Origin of the sequence: Arthrobacter globiformis (assembly GCF_003261175.1) — a bacterium.
Classification (GTDB): domain Bacteria; phylum Actinomycetota; class Actinomycetes; order Actinomycetales; family Micrococcaceae; genus Arthrobacter; species Arthrobacter globiformis_A.
In genome coordinates this window covers 1-14,703 of the sequence record NZ_QLNP01000083.1, presented here as the reverse complement: position 1 = coordinate 14,703, position 14,703 = coordinate 1, and the positions used below count along the sequence as shown (strand labels likewise).

Genomic DNA, 14,703 nt, shown 5'->3' with positions numbered 1-14,703 from the left:
CACGCCGAATTTTGGACCGTCGGTGATGGCCAGGGAACACGGTCTGCAGTTTCCGATGGATTGTGTTCTTCGCCCACGGACGGGGCGGTGTGGGTCGTCGCCTCCGGATGTTCCTTAGGGCACCAGGATGGCGCGGCCGCGCACTTTGCCCGCCTCGAGGTCGCCGATCGCCTGCTGGAAGTCGTCGAGGGCGTATTTCTGGGTATGAAGGGTGACGGCACCCCGCGCCGCCAAGGCCATCAGGTCCTGAAGGTCATTGTAGGAGCCGACGAGGTTGCCGATGATGTTGATCTCGGCTGAGACGATGTCGATGGTAGGGACGTCGATGTTCTCGCCGTAGCCCACCACGTAGTAATCCCCTGCCTGGCGCAGCATGGCGATGCCTTGGGCGGTCGCGCCGCCTTCGCCAACGAAGTCGATGAGGGCCTCCGCCCCATGGCCGCCGGTGAGGGCAAGTACCTGCTCGACCTGTGACCCGTCAGCCAGGACGCCCTCATGTGCTCCGATCTTCTTGGCCAGGTCCAAGGCGGCAGGGTTACGGTCTACAACGATGATGCGGGCCGGTGTTAGCGCTGTGAGCACTTGGATTCCGATGTGGCCGAGCCCTCCGGCGCCGATAACAACGCATGTGTCCCTAGCGGTCAGCCGCTTGGCTGCCTTAGCGGCCGCGTGATAGGCGGTAAGGCCGGCATCGGCCAGGGCTGCGACGTCTGCGGGTTCCAGCGAGTCGTCGATTTTGACGACGGAGCGGGCGGATGTCAGGAGGTATTCGGCGTATCCGCCGCTGGTGTCGATCCCAGGGAACTTGCTCTGCTCGCAGTGCACGTCGTCCCCCGAACGGCAGGCACGGCACAGGCCGCACGTGATGAGGGGGTGCAGGATGACTTTGTCGCCTTCCTTCACATTGGTAACGGCGCTACCGACCGCGTGCACCCACCCGGCGTTCTCGTGGCCGATGGTGTACGGCAGGTGCACCTGCGATTTTTCCGCCCACTGGCCCTCGAGAATGTGCAGGTCGGTTCGGCAGACCCCGGCTCCCCCGATTCTGACGACGACATCAAAGGGGCCTGTGACTTCGGGGACCGGCACTTCTGCCATTTTCAGGCCCTTGTGGTAGCCAACAACCTGGACGGCTCGCATGGTGCTCACGGGTGAATCTCCTTGACTCGTAACGGAAGTAGTTCTTGGTGGTCTGCGGGCTCTGCGCCATCGGGCCGCGCGCTCTGGTCCGCGCCGGAGCCGGCGTAGCGTGTCCGCAGCAGGCCGCGGCAGAAGTGCGCATTGCCGTCAATGGAAATGCGGGTGGAACGGGCCCGACGCAGGGCCATCGGGACGTTGTCGGGCGGGTAGGGTATGCCGTTATGGTCAACGAGGACGACGGCGGAAGGTTGCGTCGGCAGCCCAAGCGCCGTCCGCCGTCGTACTAGAGCGTCTTTGGTCCGGCCGGCGGGCAGGTCACCAAGCCGTACCGCCCCGGCGCTCTCTTCTGCCAGTGTGGGATCGGCCCGCAGCAGTTCGGTGAGGCAGCGCTCCATCGCGGCGGTGTGCGCTTTGCGGCGGAAGGTCCACCGCAACTCCTCCAGGCTGTGCTCGGCTTCCTGTCCGAACGTGCCCCGGTACCCAGCGTCGGCCGCAAGACCAGCGTTGATGATGGCAGAGTCGTGGTGGTCATCGAGCTCAACCACCACCCTCGCCACCCCGGGCAGCGCCGAGATTACGTCCTTGCTGTCGGAGGCCATCAGGTAGGCGAAGTTCGGCGAGCAGAACGACGTGGGCAGCCGCAGGTGCACGGTCACCACGGCACCGGCCAGGGAGCCGGTGATCTCGAGGGAACGGACGAAGCCCAGATCCGTGATGGGCTCGTCCAGCTCCGGATCCAGCACGGCCCCCAGTGCCTGGCGGACGTCCTTGGCGCTCACCGCCACATCCCTGTGCCGGAGGGTGCGCTCCGTCAGTGCCGCCGTCATACCGCCGCCGCCAGGTCGGCGCGTTCCGGCTGCCGCGGTCCCGTCTTCGTCTCGTCCGCGTTGGGGAGCTGGAGCTCTGCGGGCACCGGGATGTCGTACATCTTCGCGGCGTTCAGTCCCAGGATCTTCTTCTTCTGGTTCACGGTGAGCGGTGCGTACTCGGTCATGTCTTCCGGGATCTGGAAGTCAACGAAGCGCTCGATCAGCCAGCGGGGCGACCAGATGGCGTAGTCGCTGGAGAACTGGATCCGGTCCTCGCCAATCCAGTAGATGAGCTCGCCGATGATCTGGGCGAAATACCGTGGCCGGGTGTGCATGAAGGGCATCGCGACGGCCAGGCCGCCATGAACGTTGGGTTCTTGGGTGGCGATCCAGCAAAAGTCTTCCAGCCGGGGCAGACCGACGTGCTCCACCACAAAGTTCAGGTCGGTGAAGTCGGAAGCGGCGTGGTCGACGTCGGCGACATCGAAAGCGTCCCGGTCCAGCGGGCGGACGGTAGGGCCCTTGTGGATGTGGATGTTCTTGATGCCAAGCTTGCGGCACTCCTCGAAATACCGGTAGGACCAGGGATCAGAGAGCTTGTACCCGCGGGACTCGCCGCGCCATTCGGCGGTGTAGAGCTTGACTCCCTTGAACTTCATCTTCTCGTGGTCGGCGCGGAGCCGGTCCAGGCCGGCCTCGCCTTGGCGCGGGTCATAACAGTGGTTGTAAGTGAGCTTGCCCGGATTTGCCGCGGCCAGGCCGTACGCCTCCTCGACCTGCGCGAATCCGTTCTTGTAGAACGCGCCGAGATAGGCCGGCTGAAAGATCGCATGGTCCACGTAGCCGTCCTCGAACAGATCCTTCATGAGGCGCTCGCCGCCCTGGTAAAGGAATTCCTCGTAGGACCAGTGTTCCTCGTCCGGACCGAGGTTGCGGTGGTAGTCGTAGAAGCAATCGATGAACTGCTTACCCTGGATATTCCGCTGGTTTTCCGGGCGGGCGTCCCACAAAGCGATGTGGGCGTCGACAATGAAGTAGCTTTCGCCGTCTTTGCTGTACATGTCCGGTCTCCTTCTGGCGACTGCCGTAGTCGCCACATCATCGAGACTAGGCTGGAGGAACAGCTGTCAACATGTGGCGTGTGTCTCATTTTGAGACGGCTCTCCTCCCGCTGGGATCGCGGGACAAAGTAACCTCGAAGTATGGAGATGAGGAGGACGGCGATGATGCCGAACAAGGATGAGGGGATTGTCAGCCCGGCGCACGATTACGCCGGCCAGCTCGCCACTCCGGACAAACGCCTCCTCGCTTCCTGGCAGCGGAGCGAGGAATACGGCGTTTCCGCCGAAGTAGTGGATCCGACGTGGGCTGGCTCCGCAGGGACTGACTCCCTGTTTTTCCAGTGCGGTCAGGAAGTGCTCACCGGCCTCTACGGCACTCTGGCGAACGAACCCTTAAGCCTCATGCTTACCGATGCCAACGGCTTGCTCCTCAACCGCTTCAGCGGAGACACTTCCCTCTTGCGGGCGCTCGACAAGGTCCATCTGGCGCCAGGGTTCGCATTCTCCGAAAGGGACGCCGGGACCAACGGCATGGGATTAGCGCTGGCGGACCGCATCCCGACCCTTGTCCGCGCTGAAGAACACTACAGTGCCAGCCTCCGGACTTACACCTGCGCGGCAGTCCCTGTCTTCGATCCGGTTAGCGGATTGCTGGAAGGGAGCGTCAACATCACCACATGGTCCCGCTCATCTCCGCAATTGCTCCTGGCGTTGGCAGAATCAGCTGCGGGCAATACCTCCGCACTAATGCTCGCAAGGTCACAGGGCCGCAAAGGAAGGACCGGACCAAAGGGCGGCGTCTTCCGTATCCAGAGAAGCAAACTCGAGCCAGCAGCCGGAACAGTGCGGAAAATGTCGTCAGCCTGGACAACCGCCCTGGATCAGGCGACTCAGGCCTTGGCGGCCGGACGGGTTGTTGCGGCCGTAGGCGAGCAGGGTTCGGGGCGCGCAACTCTGCTGGCGCAGGCCTTGCGCCAAATTCAACCCGGGAGCCGCATCATTTCAGCTGCCGCTCCCGCCCCCGGCGACGTCGACGCCTGGCTGTCCTTGTGGGCCCCCGAACTGTGCAAGCCAGCAACCGCCGTCGTGGTCGAAAACGTAGACCTGTTGCCCGCGTGGGCAGCGCAGGAACTTCACGCCCAAGCCCGCAGCGCAGTTCGGGCCCTTCCCGTCTCCCAGAGCGGGAGCGCGCCAACGCTCGCGTGGGCCGTTACAGCTGCGACGCACGACGGCATCCCGCAGCCCTTGGCAGGCATGGTCGATACGGTGATTTCCGTTCCCGCCCTGCGGGAACGCGGCGAGGATGTCCTGCACTTGGCCAGATACGCTGCCCGCCAAACCCGCCTGCGGGAAATCAACTTCACTGCTGCCGCAGAAAAAGCACTGATCGCCCATAGCTGGCCGGACAACATTGACGAGCTTTTCACCGTCATCAACGCCGCCGCTGTCCAGACGGAGACCATCGACGTCTGCCATCTGCCTGCCTACCTTCTGGGCGGGGGGAGCAGCGTGCACCTGAGCCGGATCGAGGCGGTGGAACGTGACGAGATCGTCCGTTGTCTCTCCAAGCAGGGGGCAACAGTAAGCGGGGCGGCAGCAGAACTGGGCATCAGCAGGGCGACCATCTACCGCCGCATGGCCAGACTGGGGATCACAATCCCGAAGTAGGCAGTCCCGGCACGGACCCTTGGGACCTGCTAGCTTCTAGTGCATCAAAATGATCCCGCGGGTGGAAAGGCCCTGCCGGATTATTCGCCTTCGGCGACCGACTGGCGCCGATGACGTTCCCGTTGGCCGTACGCCGCCCGAAGAATGTCGTCCTTTGACTCGAATCCCGAGCCCAGCGCTCCACCGATGAGCGCCGCCGATGTCGTCATCCAGGCAACTTCCGCAAAATCCCAAACAGCCACGGGATGTTGCAGGGTCTGCGCCAACAGGCCGTCGTCGATAGTGAACGCCGCGGCCAGCATCACGGCCACCAACAGCAGGAGGTAGCTGATCAGGACGCCGATGATCAATGACCACACCGTAGAGCTGTTGTATAAGGAAGCCTTGTATCGTTCGATGGGATCGTTGCGCCTGGGACTTTCCCACAGGTCGTGTTGGGTGATAATCCAGAACACCATCGAACTGATCGAAAGGACCATCAACAATGCCAGCCTCGGCGCACCCAGCAGGTCTGCGAGTTGCCAGATTGTGTTCGTGACAAGCGCGAAGGCGCCTGTAGCGATCGCGGCGGCCATTGCGCTTCTTAATCCGAAGACCAGCCGCCACGGACGGTTCGCCCGAAGCATGCCCGCCAGCAACCGTCCGCGGCCGAGGCGGGTTGCCGAGACGTAGCGGAACCCAATTGGCCCGTCGTCAATTACCGCGGTCTCGATACGTCGCGATTGGTGCAGTGAGGGCGGACCGAATTCGCTGATGTCATCGTCCGGATCGAAGTGGCGGTGTATCGCCCACGCGAGGTCGGCGACGGCAGTGCGGACCCGGCGGTCGATGTTGACGGCGCCGAGCGCGGGCACGGAAACCAGGGAAATCGACTCCCCGAGCGCGACTTCCGCGACCACAGTGCGGCCTTCGAGACGAATCGGAAGATCGGTTAGGCACACCATGACATCCCATGCTCGGCGGATCCGGTGTGCTGCCAAGGAGTCCAGCATCGGCGCCAAGCCATTGCCAGCAGTAAAATCCTGGTACTCGATGATCACGGACCAGTCGTGGCGCTCATCGGCAAGGTTGAGCAGATGGCCCACTTCGCGGCCGTTACGCTCGGCAAACTCGGCGGTGACCTCCGGTTCGGCGAGCACGCCCAGCGTACGTGCACCGGTGGAAATTTTCGGCATGCCAAGCCTCCTATGGTTCAGTGTGTGCGGCCAGCAAACTGGATTTCACCGTCGCTCTGGAGAGAGGTTCCCGATGCCTGATTCCGTGGGGTCTGATCCGGGTCGCCGCCGCTCGTGCCCTGCAGGTCCCGTGCTCGTTTGGGAAGCTATGTCGACCTTGATCAGCGTCCCTCCCCGATGCCAGGGCTTGTCGGTTTCTTAGGGGATAGGGACTGTCTTGCTGGACTTTCAATGTCCTTTGCCCTGACGCGCGATGGCCGGTCCATCCCGAAGGAGGCGCAGGTGCTCGTGGATCATTGCCACGGCTGTTGAGCCTTCACCGGCGGCAGCCGTTACGCGTTTCACCGACCCATGCCGAACATCACCGGCAGCGAACATCCCCGGGATGCTGGTTTCCAAGGGCAGCCGGCTGCGGCCCAGATGGCTGAACTCAGGAGGAAGGTCCTGGAGGTCAGCCCCGGTGAGAACAAATCCGTGGCCATCCAAGGCGAGCGTGCCCTGCAGCCATTCTGTGTGCGGCTTGGCCCCGATGAAAATGAAGAGATATCGGGAGTCGAAGATGCGCTGTTCGCCTGTGGCCGCCAACTGGACGACGATCCGTTCAAGGGCGCCTGAACCGTCCACGCCGACGATGTTGGCCCCCAGCAGCACCTCTATGCCCGGGTGTTCTTCGATTCGTTCCGCGAGGTACCCGGACATGTCCGCGCGGAGGTCTGCCCCGCGCACCACCAGCCGCACTGGTGCTCCTATTCCGGCCAGGAAAAGGGCGGCCTGTGCTGCGGAGTTTCCACCCCCGACGACGGCCACCGGCTGCATTCCGCAGAGCCTGGCTTCATGGACAGTGGCGGCGTAGAAGACACTGATCCCCTCGAATTTCTCCAGCCCGGGGACTGGCAGCCGGCGGTAGTGAACACCGGTTGCGAGCAGCGCTGCCCGTGAGGAGGCAGGGCCGCTCTCGTGGAACTCGGCTCGGATCTGGCCGTCTTTCAACTCGATGGTGCGTGCCCGGCAGGCGACGTTGATCTGGACTCTGAACTTGCGGGCCTGAATGATTGCTCTTTCAGTGAGTTCACCGCCCGAGATTCCGGCGGGAAAGCCGAGAAAGTTCTCGATCCGCGGCGACGTGCCGGCCTGCCCACCTATCGCGAAGCCCTCCTTAAGGACGACCGACAACCCGTCCGACGCCGCGTAGACGGCTGCCGCCAGGCCGGCGGGGCCGGCTCCGATCACCATGAGATCGTATGAAGCCGAGTGCTCTTTCACCGCGCGTAGGCCCATGGCAAGGGCCAGGTCTGCGTTTGACGGGTTCTTGAGGACCTGCGAGGCGTTTAGCACCACCACCGGCAGCTCATCCGCGAGTATCCCGGCCCTGTCCAGGATGCCCTGCGCCTGCTTATCATCCTCCAGATCAACCAGGCGGTGAGGCAGGCGGTTGGCGGCTGCAAATTCCAGGAGCCGAAGGGTGTCACGGCTGAAGCGGGATCCAACGATGCGGGTGCCCGCGCCCGCACTGATCAGCAGGATCCGGCGCTGAAGGAATGCCCGCAGGATGGTCTCGCCCACCGCGGCGTCCGTCAGCACGGCACGACGCAGGTCGTCCCCGCTGATTTGAAGCACTTCACCCGCCTCGGCGGACACAGCGCTGACAAAGGCCGGTTGCCCCTCGACCAGGCCCAGTTCCCCGAGGAAGCGTCCGGGACCGTGAACTTCGAGGATCCGGGTGCCGGGGCCAAGCTCCGCAGGCTGTCTACCGTCGCCGGCGTGTAGCCCCTCGACGACCACTACCGTGCCCTGCAGTACGACGAAGAAATCAGCCCCAACCGTCCCCTCCTGGATGAGGACTTCTCCGGCCGCGGTAGCCCGGCTGGTGCCGGCGCGGCCCAACAACTCGATCTGGGCTCGGCCGAGGCGTGGATAGGCGCCGGCAATATCCGGCGTTTCCATGTGCGTCGATCCTGCGACAGGTTCCATCAGCTGGTTGCGTCTCCCCGTAGCCTAGACGAATGCCTCATGGGGATAACACCAGCGCCAGTCCTCGCCGGGTTCCAGAGAACGAACGATTGGATGCAACTCGGTGGCGTGGGCCCGGGCGTGCCGCATGGGTGAGGAGTCACAACACCCGACATGGCCGCAGGTGAGACATAAACGCAAGTGGACCCATGCCGTGCCCAACGACAGGCACTCCTCGCAGCCCTGCGGTGTGCGCACCCGAACGGGACGTATCCGCGCCAGATGCGGATCACGAATTCCAAGAATCATGTTGGCTCCTATGTCAGGCCGGCCGTTGGCAGGCTGTTATCCCATCGAGAACCTTGCATCCGGGCTTTCGCCCATCCTGCGCAGTCCGGCTCCGGAGGCGATCAGAAGTATTCCGAAGAGAACTGCGAAGGACGAGAGCAGACCCAGAAGGCTCAGTATGCCCGGGCCGGGAAAGAAGACTAGGAAGAGGCCGAAAAGAGTGGTGACGATGCCTGTGATCAGCCACAGCCACCACAGCCCGACGGTCTTTTTGGCTTCAAAGGCGAGAGCCATCTGGGAGATACCGAGAATAACCGCCCATGCACCGATTACGAGCGTCAGCGACAGGGCGGTGGTGCCCGGCCAGACGAACGCGACGAGACCCGCCAGTACGGAGATGATGCCGCCAACCAGTTGCCAGGCGGAGCGCCGCCTCTTGCGCCTGACGTAGTGCACGATGTTAGTGACGCCGTCAAAGACGGCGTACATTCCGAAGAGGATCACCAGTGCGAGTACGGACACGCCGGGCCAGACGACAACTAGGATGCCGAACAGGATGGCCGCTACGCCCCGGATAATCAGCGCGGTTCCTGATCCCTTAAACAGTTGTTGTGGCAGTGTTTCAGACATAGCCAGACCTCTGATTCTTGAAATTGTTCGTTGCAACCTTGCCGGCCGGGGCTTCTGAGCAGGCTCTAGCCCTTTGTGGTGCTCCCCAGTGTGACTTTCGTTGATTTCGTGTCTTGCCCGCGCTGGAACCCGACATCGGACTGCTGTCCTGGCTCCTTCTTGCGGATAGCGGCCAGGAGGTCGGTCACACTCGCAATCTTCTGCCCGTCGAACTGCGTGATGATGTCTCCTGGTTGCAGTCCCGCTTTGGCTGCCGGTCCTTCGCGGGCCACTTCGATGACCAGCGCGCCTGACGTTGTGGGGAGGCCAAAGCGGCTTGCGACCTCAGGAGAGATGTCGGTCGGAATAATCCCAAGAACCGCGTGCGCGGCCACACCGCTCTTCAGTATTTGGTCCGCTACGTCGATCACGGTCGCCGCGGGAGTCACGAATCCGATGGACACGGCCCCCGAGCTGGGCGGCAGATACGCTTCTGAGAGCCCGATGACCTCAGAGTTGCTGTTGACCACGGCTCCACCGGAATTCCCCGGGGAGATCGGCGCGTCCGTCTGGATGAGGTCGATCAGTCCCTGCGGCGATCCCTCTGACGGTGGCATATTACGGTGAAGCGCGGAAACGATGCCTGCCGTGACGGTCTGCTCCAGCCCCAGCGGACTGCCAAGGACAACCGCGAGCTGCCCAACTTCGGGAAGCGTAGTCGAGAACTTGGCGGCCGGAAGGTTGCCCCGGTCAGCCTTCACCACTGCCACGTCGGTTGGGTCGTCAACACCGACGACGGTGGCCGGCGCCTGGGATCCGTCCGCGAAGTGGATCCGGACGCTCTTGAACGGCTTCTTTTGCTCGTCCTCCACCACGTGGGCGTCCGTGACGATGGTGCCGTCGCTGCGGTAGACCACTCCGCTGCCGATGCCCCCTGACGTCTGGATCGTGACCACGGAGGGCTCGACTTCTCTGACGATTCCAGGGACGGCTGAAAGGTCCCCTGTGGACCTGGAATCCCCTGCCTTTGGGGATTGCGACTCCGGAGCCGGAGACGTCGCTGTGCACGCTGATCCGCATATGAGTAACCCCGCGCCGAGAAGGGCTGTCCACGCCCTCCTGAGTCCTGGCGCTGGGTGCGAGGCCTTGCCCTCGGCGGCTATTGGTCTGCTCATACTCATTGGATTCCCGTTGCCTTCTCTGGACGTCTACGGCGACATGTACCAGTCCGAGTCTCCTCCGCCGGCATCGCGCCCGCATGGCCCCGGTACGCCTAAAAACCGCTCGGGTTTGAGTCCCCCAGGTCAAACTCAATGCAGCTGGACGGTCAGCGCTGCCGTGCCGACCGTAGGCGCCAGGCACGCGTGGCAACGTGCAGGTTGAGGCGGGTCTCGGGGTCAGCAAGGTCTAAGCCGGTGATCTGCCGGATGGACTTCAGCCGGTATCGCAGCGTGCTCCGGTGAACGGCAAGGCTGTCGGCCGTGTCGTTGTAGTTGCCGCCATGATCCAGATACTGCGCCAAGGTGTGCACCAGATCGGATCCCCTGCGGTCGTCGTTACTCTGCAGTGCACCTAGCCATTCCGTGACGTAGCTGGAGAGGTCCGTTTCGCTGCCGGGCATGTCAAGGATGCGGTAGATCCCCAACTGGTCGTAGCGCGTGAGCCCGTAGGGGTCGATGGAATGTACCCGGATCTGCAGCGCTCGCAGAGCCTGCGCGTAGGAGCGTGGGAGCTGCGTGACATCATGGCTCGGACCTCCGATGCCCACGGCTCCGGTGGCGCTGCGCAGAGTCCTTGCCACAACGGTAAAGAGCTGTGTATCGAGCGGATCTCCCGTAACCACCGCAAGTATTATGTCCGAACGCCGTGAAACGAGCGCAGGTGTCTGCAGGTCCCGCAGCGCCCTGCGCAGGGCGACCACGACCGTATCGTCGGTCCTTGGCGGTTGCCACTGAGCAACGATGACGTGCTGCGGGCCCGTGACGTCATACCCCATCGCCTCAGCACGCACGGCTGCGGTCTCTTCGTCCATTCCCGACACCAGGTCATACACCAAGTCGCGCCCCAGTTTCAGTTCCAGCTGGGCAATGCTGCGGCGGTGCGACAACTCGACCTGCAAGAGCCGCGTTGCACACTCCAAGGCAAAGACGTCGTCGGCCGTGTAGGGCCTGCCGTTTTCAAGCAAGCACATTGCCCCGAGCACGTCCCTGTCCGGCAGAACCAGCGCCACGAGCCCTCGGCGTTCGTGGACCGGCAATCCGAAGGCGTGCCAGAGCTGCACCAGCCGCGACCTCTCGGCCGCACTGGGCCGGGGATACGGACGCCCGGATTTGGTGCCGGCCGCCGCTCGGATGTTGCCGAATCCGTCCTCCGTGCAGACCGGGCGCCCCGTCAGCACTGAGAGTACTTCCGCCAGAAGGGACTCCCGGGAGCTCATTTGTCCGAGGGGGGCTGTGAGGGCGCCATTGAGGGCGTGCTGGATCGACGTTCGGGTTTCGAGCTGAAGTACCGTTGCCGTGAGGATACGCAGGCGATCGTCCACGTCGGGGGCATTGGAGAGCGGGGCCACGTGCTCCTGCTGGTGTGCTCCTGCTGCTTCCTCGACTGTGCCGGGGGCAGCTGTTCCGGCCATTGCGTGTAGCTCGATCATCTGCGCCGGACTCGGAGCCGCGCGGGCACGCAGGACAAGGCACCCGTTCAGTTCTCCGCTGTCGCCAAAGGTCGAGAGCGCGTACCGCCAACCCGGCCCTGTGGTGGGAAGTTCGGCAGCGCTGCCTTCGAGCTGGCGGACATCGGGGTCCTGGGCGGGCGGCGCCCGGTTCGGGCCCGGAAGCAGATGACCGTCCACCACTAGATAGAAAGCGGCCACATGGCAGAATCCCAGTGCAGAAACAGACTGTAGGGTCTTGCCGAGAGTCTCCTCGGCCCTTAGTCGATCGAACATCCAGGTTACCTGCCAGTTCTCTCTTTCCGCGGCTGAGGGCCACGTCCGTGGGCGAGATGCGTGGCGGCGGATCCCCAGTCATCCCAGGTCTTCGACACTACGCCTGCGGACCCTATCCTGCTAGGTCAATGCCCTGGAGCATATTTGGACCCTCGAGGGCCATGCCGTCGCTCCCCTCCACGGGGCAGACTCAACCTGTAAGGCACCATGACACAGCCCTTTGAGCCTCACGGCCCATCAGGACAGGGGGTGGAATCATGCGGTGCAATTTCGGGCGGACGTCGCCGCAGGACAGGAACGCGCCCTCTAGGACCGGAGCGAGTCATGGCCAAAGCAGTAGGAATTGATCTTGGAACAACCAACTCGGTGATCGCCGTCTGGGAAGGCGGGGAAGCCCGCGTCATACCCAACGCTGAAGGAGCCAGGACCACTCCGTCAGTTGTGGCGTACACGGACAGCGGTGAACGCCTTGTGGGGCAACTGGCCCGGCGGCAGGCGATTCTGAACCCCAAGGGAACCATCACGTCGGCCAAGCGGTTTATCGGCCGGCACTATGATGAGATCTCGGATGAAGCCAAGGCCGTGAGTTTCGACGTCGTGGCGGACGACAACGGCGTGGCGCGTTTTCAGGTCCAGGGCAAGAAGGTCGCACCCGAAGAGGTGAGCGCGCTCGTCCTCCGCAAGCTAGTGGACGACGCCGCGAAGCAGTTGGGCGAAAAGGTAACGGAGGCCGTTATTACGGTTCCCGCGTACTTTAACGACGCACAGCGCACCGCGACCAAGGACGCGGGCAGGATTGCCGGGCTGGAAGTCCTGCGCATCATCAACGAACCCACTGCCGCGGCCCTGGCCTACGGCATTGACAAGCGTGAGCATGAGACGGTGCTGGTGTTCGACCTGGGCGGCGGAACCTTCGATGTGAGCCTCTTGGACGTTGGCGACGGGGTAGTGGAGGTCCGCTCGACCGCGGGCGACTCACACCTCGGTGGCGACGATTTTGACCGCCGGCTTGTCGACTACCTCGCCGATGACTTCCAGAAGGAGTCCGGCATCGATCTCCGAACGGACCCCCAGGCATTGCAGCGCCTGTTCGAAGCGGCCGAGAAGGCCAAGGTTGAACTCAGTTCGGTCGCCCAGACGCAGGTCAATCTTCCCTTTGTTACGGCCGACGCGACGGGCCCCAAGCACCTGACCAGCACCATCCGGCGGTCCGTCTTCGAGGACCTTACCCACGACCTCGTCGAGCGCACGATGGGGCCGGTGCAGCAGGCGATGACGGACGCCAAAGTCTCGGCCAATGACATCGACGAAGTGATTCTGGTGGGCGGCTCCACCCGCATTCCTGCGGTACAGAACCTCGTGCGGCGGCTGACGGGCGGCAAAGAGCCGAATATGAGCGTCAATCCGGACGAAGTGGTGGCCATCGGTGCGGCGATCCAGGCCGGCGTGCTCAAGGGCGAGGTGTCCGACGTCCTGCTGCTGGATGTTGTACCGCTTTCCCTGGGTGTGGAGACCCGCGGCGGCGTCATGACCAAGATCATCGAACGCAACACGACCATCCCCGCCCGGCGCAGTGAGGTCTTCTCCACAGCGGAGGACAACCAGCCCGCCGTTGACGTAGTGGTCCTTCAGGGCGAGCGTGAGCTGGCGGCGGATAACCGGGTGCTGGGACGGTTCCAGCTGAGTGATATCCGGCCGGCGCCTCGCGGGGAACCGCAAGTGGAGGTCACGTTCGACGTCGATGCCAACGGCATCCTGAACGTCACCGCGCGCGACAAGGACACGGGCAAGGAGCAGGGCATCACCATCAGTGAAGGCTCCAACCTCGACGCCAAGGAAGTCGAGCGCATGATTGCAGAGGCCGAGTCCCACAGGAACGAGGATGTGCAGAACCGGGAGCGGATCGATACCCTCAACGAGCTCGATGCGGTGGCCTACCGCGTTGAGCGGGCTGTCAACGAACTCGGTGACGCACTCCAGGCGCACGACAAAGCCCGGGCGGAACTGCTGATCGGACAGGCACGCGATGCGGTCAGCAACCAGGCGGAGGTGTCCACGGCGAGGGAACTCATCTCCGAGCTTCAGCAACTGCAGGCAGCGCTGAGTGCCTCGGCTGCCTCCGCGGCCACTGCAGGGCCGGCCCAGGGAGCCGCATCTCAATCCGGAGCGTCGAACGCCGTAGATGACGATGACATAGTCGATGCAGAATTCGATCGTGGCTAGGAGGGGCCATGAGCGACCAGGCAGGGCCGGCTGAACAGGCCCGTCCAGGAAGTGACGCGGCAGCCGCGGCCGCACCCGATGAAAAGGAAACCGAAGCGGCAGCCCAGGCGGAAGCGCTGGCCAAGATGGAGGACCAGTGGCGTCGCGCGTTGGCCGACAACGACAACCTGCGGAAGCGCGCCGTCCGCGACGGCACCCAGCAACGGGCCCAGGAGCGCGCCGCGGTTGCCTTGGCATGGTTACCGATTTTGGACAATCTCGAACTGGCCCTGGCCCACGCACCGGCGGGGGCGGAGGACCCGCTCGTGGAGGGCATAGCCTCCATCCGGAAACAGGCCATCGATACCTTGGCTCGTTTGGGCTACCCCCGGATCGACGCGGAGAACGTCCCCTTCGATCCGCGCGTCCATGAGGTTGTCAGCGTGGTGGAAACTGACGACGTTCCCCCCGGGACCCTGGTAAGCGTACTGCGTCCTGGCTACGGAGGCCCTGAGAACGCTCTCCGGCCAGCCGCCGTCGTGGTGAGCCGGGCGGTGACCCCGGACCGTGGCTAAGGATCATTACTCGGTTCTCGGAGTCCCGCGCACAGCGAAGCCCGACGAAATCCAGCGCGCCTACCGCAAACTGGCAAGGAAATACCATCCGGACGTCAACCGCGAGCCGGATGCCGCCGATAAGTTTAAGGAGATAGGCGAGGCCTACGACACCTTGTCGGATCCCGAGACCAGGACGCGTTATGACCGGTTCGGCGCCGACTACCGGCAGTACGCCGGCAGCGGCGCCGGCCAGGGGGGCAGCGGCGGGCAGTGGGGTTCCGGCGGCCCGCGGCCCGGCCC

13 protein-coding genes are annotated in these 14,703 nt (G+C 63.8%); 4 read left to right on the top strand and 9 right to left on the bottom strand.

The window, feature by feature from the left end:
- Positions 1-114: 114 nt before the first annotated feature.
- From DBZ45_RS13040 to DBZ45_RS13030, 3 genes are read right to left on the bottom strand one after another with little or no spacing between them, the layout of a single operon-like run.
- Positions 115-1,149 (bottom strand): NAD(P)-dependent alcohol dehydrogenase, encoded by a 1,035-nt coding sequence (locus DBZ45_RS13040; protein ID WP_317616960.1) that lies wholly within the window; start codon positions 1,147-1,149, stop codon positions 115-117.
- Positions 1,146-1,967: an iron-sulfur cluster assembly protein gene (locus tag DBZ45_RS13035; RefSeq protein ID WP_111904327.1), complete on the bottom strand. Its 822-nt coding sequence runs from the start codon at positions 1,965-1,967 to the stop codon at positions 1,146-1,148. The genes DBZ45_RS13040 and DBZ45_RS13035 overlap by 4 nt, the downstream gene beginning before the upstream one ends.
- On the bottom strand, positions 1,964-3,010 hold the full coding sequence (locus tag DBZ45_RS13030; RefSeq protein ID WP_111904326.1) for an amidohydrolase family protein: 1,047 nt from the start codon (positions 3,008-3,010) through the stop codon (positions 1,964-1,966). The genes DBZ45_RS13035 and DBZ45_RS13030 overlap by 4 nt, the downstream gene beginning before the upstream one ends.
- A gap of 162 nt (positions 3,011-3,172) precedes the next feature.
- Here DBZ45_RS13030 and DBZ45_RS13025 point away from each other — a divergent pair, with 162 nt between their 5' ends.
- Positions 3,173-4,678: a helix-turn-helix domain-containing protein gene (locus DBZ45_RS13025; RefSeq protein ID WP_111904325.1), complete on the top strand. Its 1,506-nt coding sequence runs from the start codon at positions 3,173-3,175 to the stop codon at positions 4,676-4,678.
- A gap of 80 nt (positions 4,679-4,758) precedes the next feature.
- Here the strand turns inward: DBZ45_RS13025 and DBZ45_RS13020 are convergent, their stop codons facing one another.
- The 6 genes from DBZ45_RS13020 to DBZ45_RS12995 form a co-directional block, all read right to left on the bottom strand.
- Complete coding sequence (locus DBZ45_RS13020; protein ID WP_111904324.1) at positions 4,759-5,853, bottom strand: hypothetical protein; 1,095 nt, start codon at positions 5,851-5,853, stop codon at positions 4,759-4,761.
- Between the two features lie 228 nt (positions 5,854-6,081).
- Positions 6,082-7,797: an FAD-dependent oxidoreductase gene (locus DBZ45_RS13015; RefSeq protein ID WP_223257067.1), complete on the bottom strand. Its 1,716-nt coding sequence runs from the start codon at positions 7,795-7,797 to the stop codon at positions 6,082-6,084.
- 51 nt (positions 7,798-7,848) lie between these two features.
- Entirely contained in the window at positions 7,849-8,112 is a 264-nt protein-coding gene (locus DBZ45_RS13010) for a UBP-type zinc finger domain-containing protein (RefSeq protein WP_111904322.1), read from the bottom strand.
- A 36-nt stretch (positions 8,113-8,148) separates the two neighbouring features.
- Positions 8,149-8,721: an HdeD family acid-resistance protein gene (locus DBZ45_RS13005; RefSeq protein WP_111904321.1), complete on the bottom strand. Its 573-nt coding sequence runs from the start codon at positions 8,719-8,721 to the stop codon at positions 8,149-8,151.
- A gap of 65 nt (positions 8,722-8,786) precedes the next feature.
- Positions 8,787-9,656: a S1C family serine protease gene (locus DBZ45_RS13000; protein WP_111904320.1), complete on the bottom strand. Its 870-nt coding sequence runs from the start codon at positions 9,654-9,656 to the stop codon at positions 8,787-8,789.
- Positions 9,657-10,027: 371 nt separating this feature from the next.
- Positions 10,028-11,569: a PucR family transcriptional regulator gene (locus DBZ45_RS12995; RefSeq protein ID WP_223257065.1), complete on the bottom strand. Its 1,542-nt coding sequence runs from the start codon at positions 11,567-11,569 to the stop codon at positions 10,028-10,030.
- A gap of 399 nt (positions 11,570-11,968) precedes the next feature.
- Between DBZ45_RS12995 and dnaK the strand changes: the two genes are divergently transcribed.
- The 3 genes from dnaK to DBZ45_RS12980 form a co-directional block, all read left to right on the top strand.
- Complete coding sequence (dnaK, locus tag DBZ45_RS12990; protein ID WP_111904318.1) at positions 11,969-13,867, top strand: molecular chaperone DnaK; 1,899 nt, start codon at positions 11,969-11,971, stop codon at positions 13,865-13,867.
- Between the two features lie 8 nt (positions 13,868-13,875).
- A complete protein-coding gene (locus tag DBZ45_RS12985) occupies positions 13,876-14,421 on the top strand; it encodes a nucleotide exchange factor GrpE (protein WP_111904317.1) in 546 nt (181 codons plus the stop codon).
- Positions 14,414-14,703: DnaJ domain-containing protein (locus DBZ45_RS12980; protein ID WP_148667772.1), on the top strand; the 290-nt coding region annotated here is incomplete at its 3' end. The genes DBZ45_RS12985 and DBZ45_RS12980, both read left to right, overlap by 8 nt.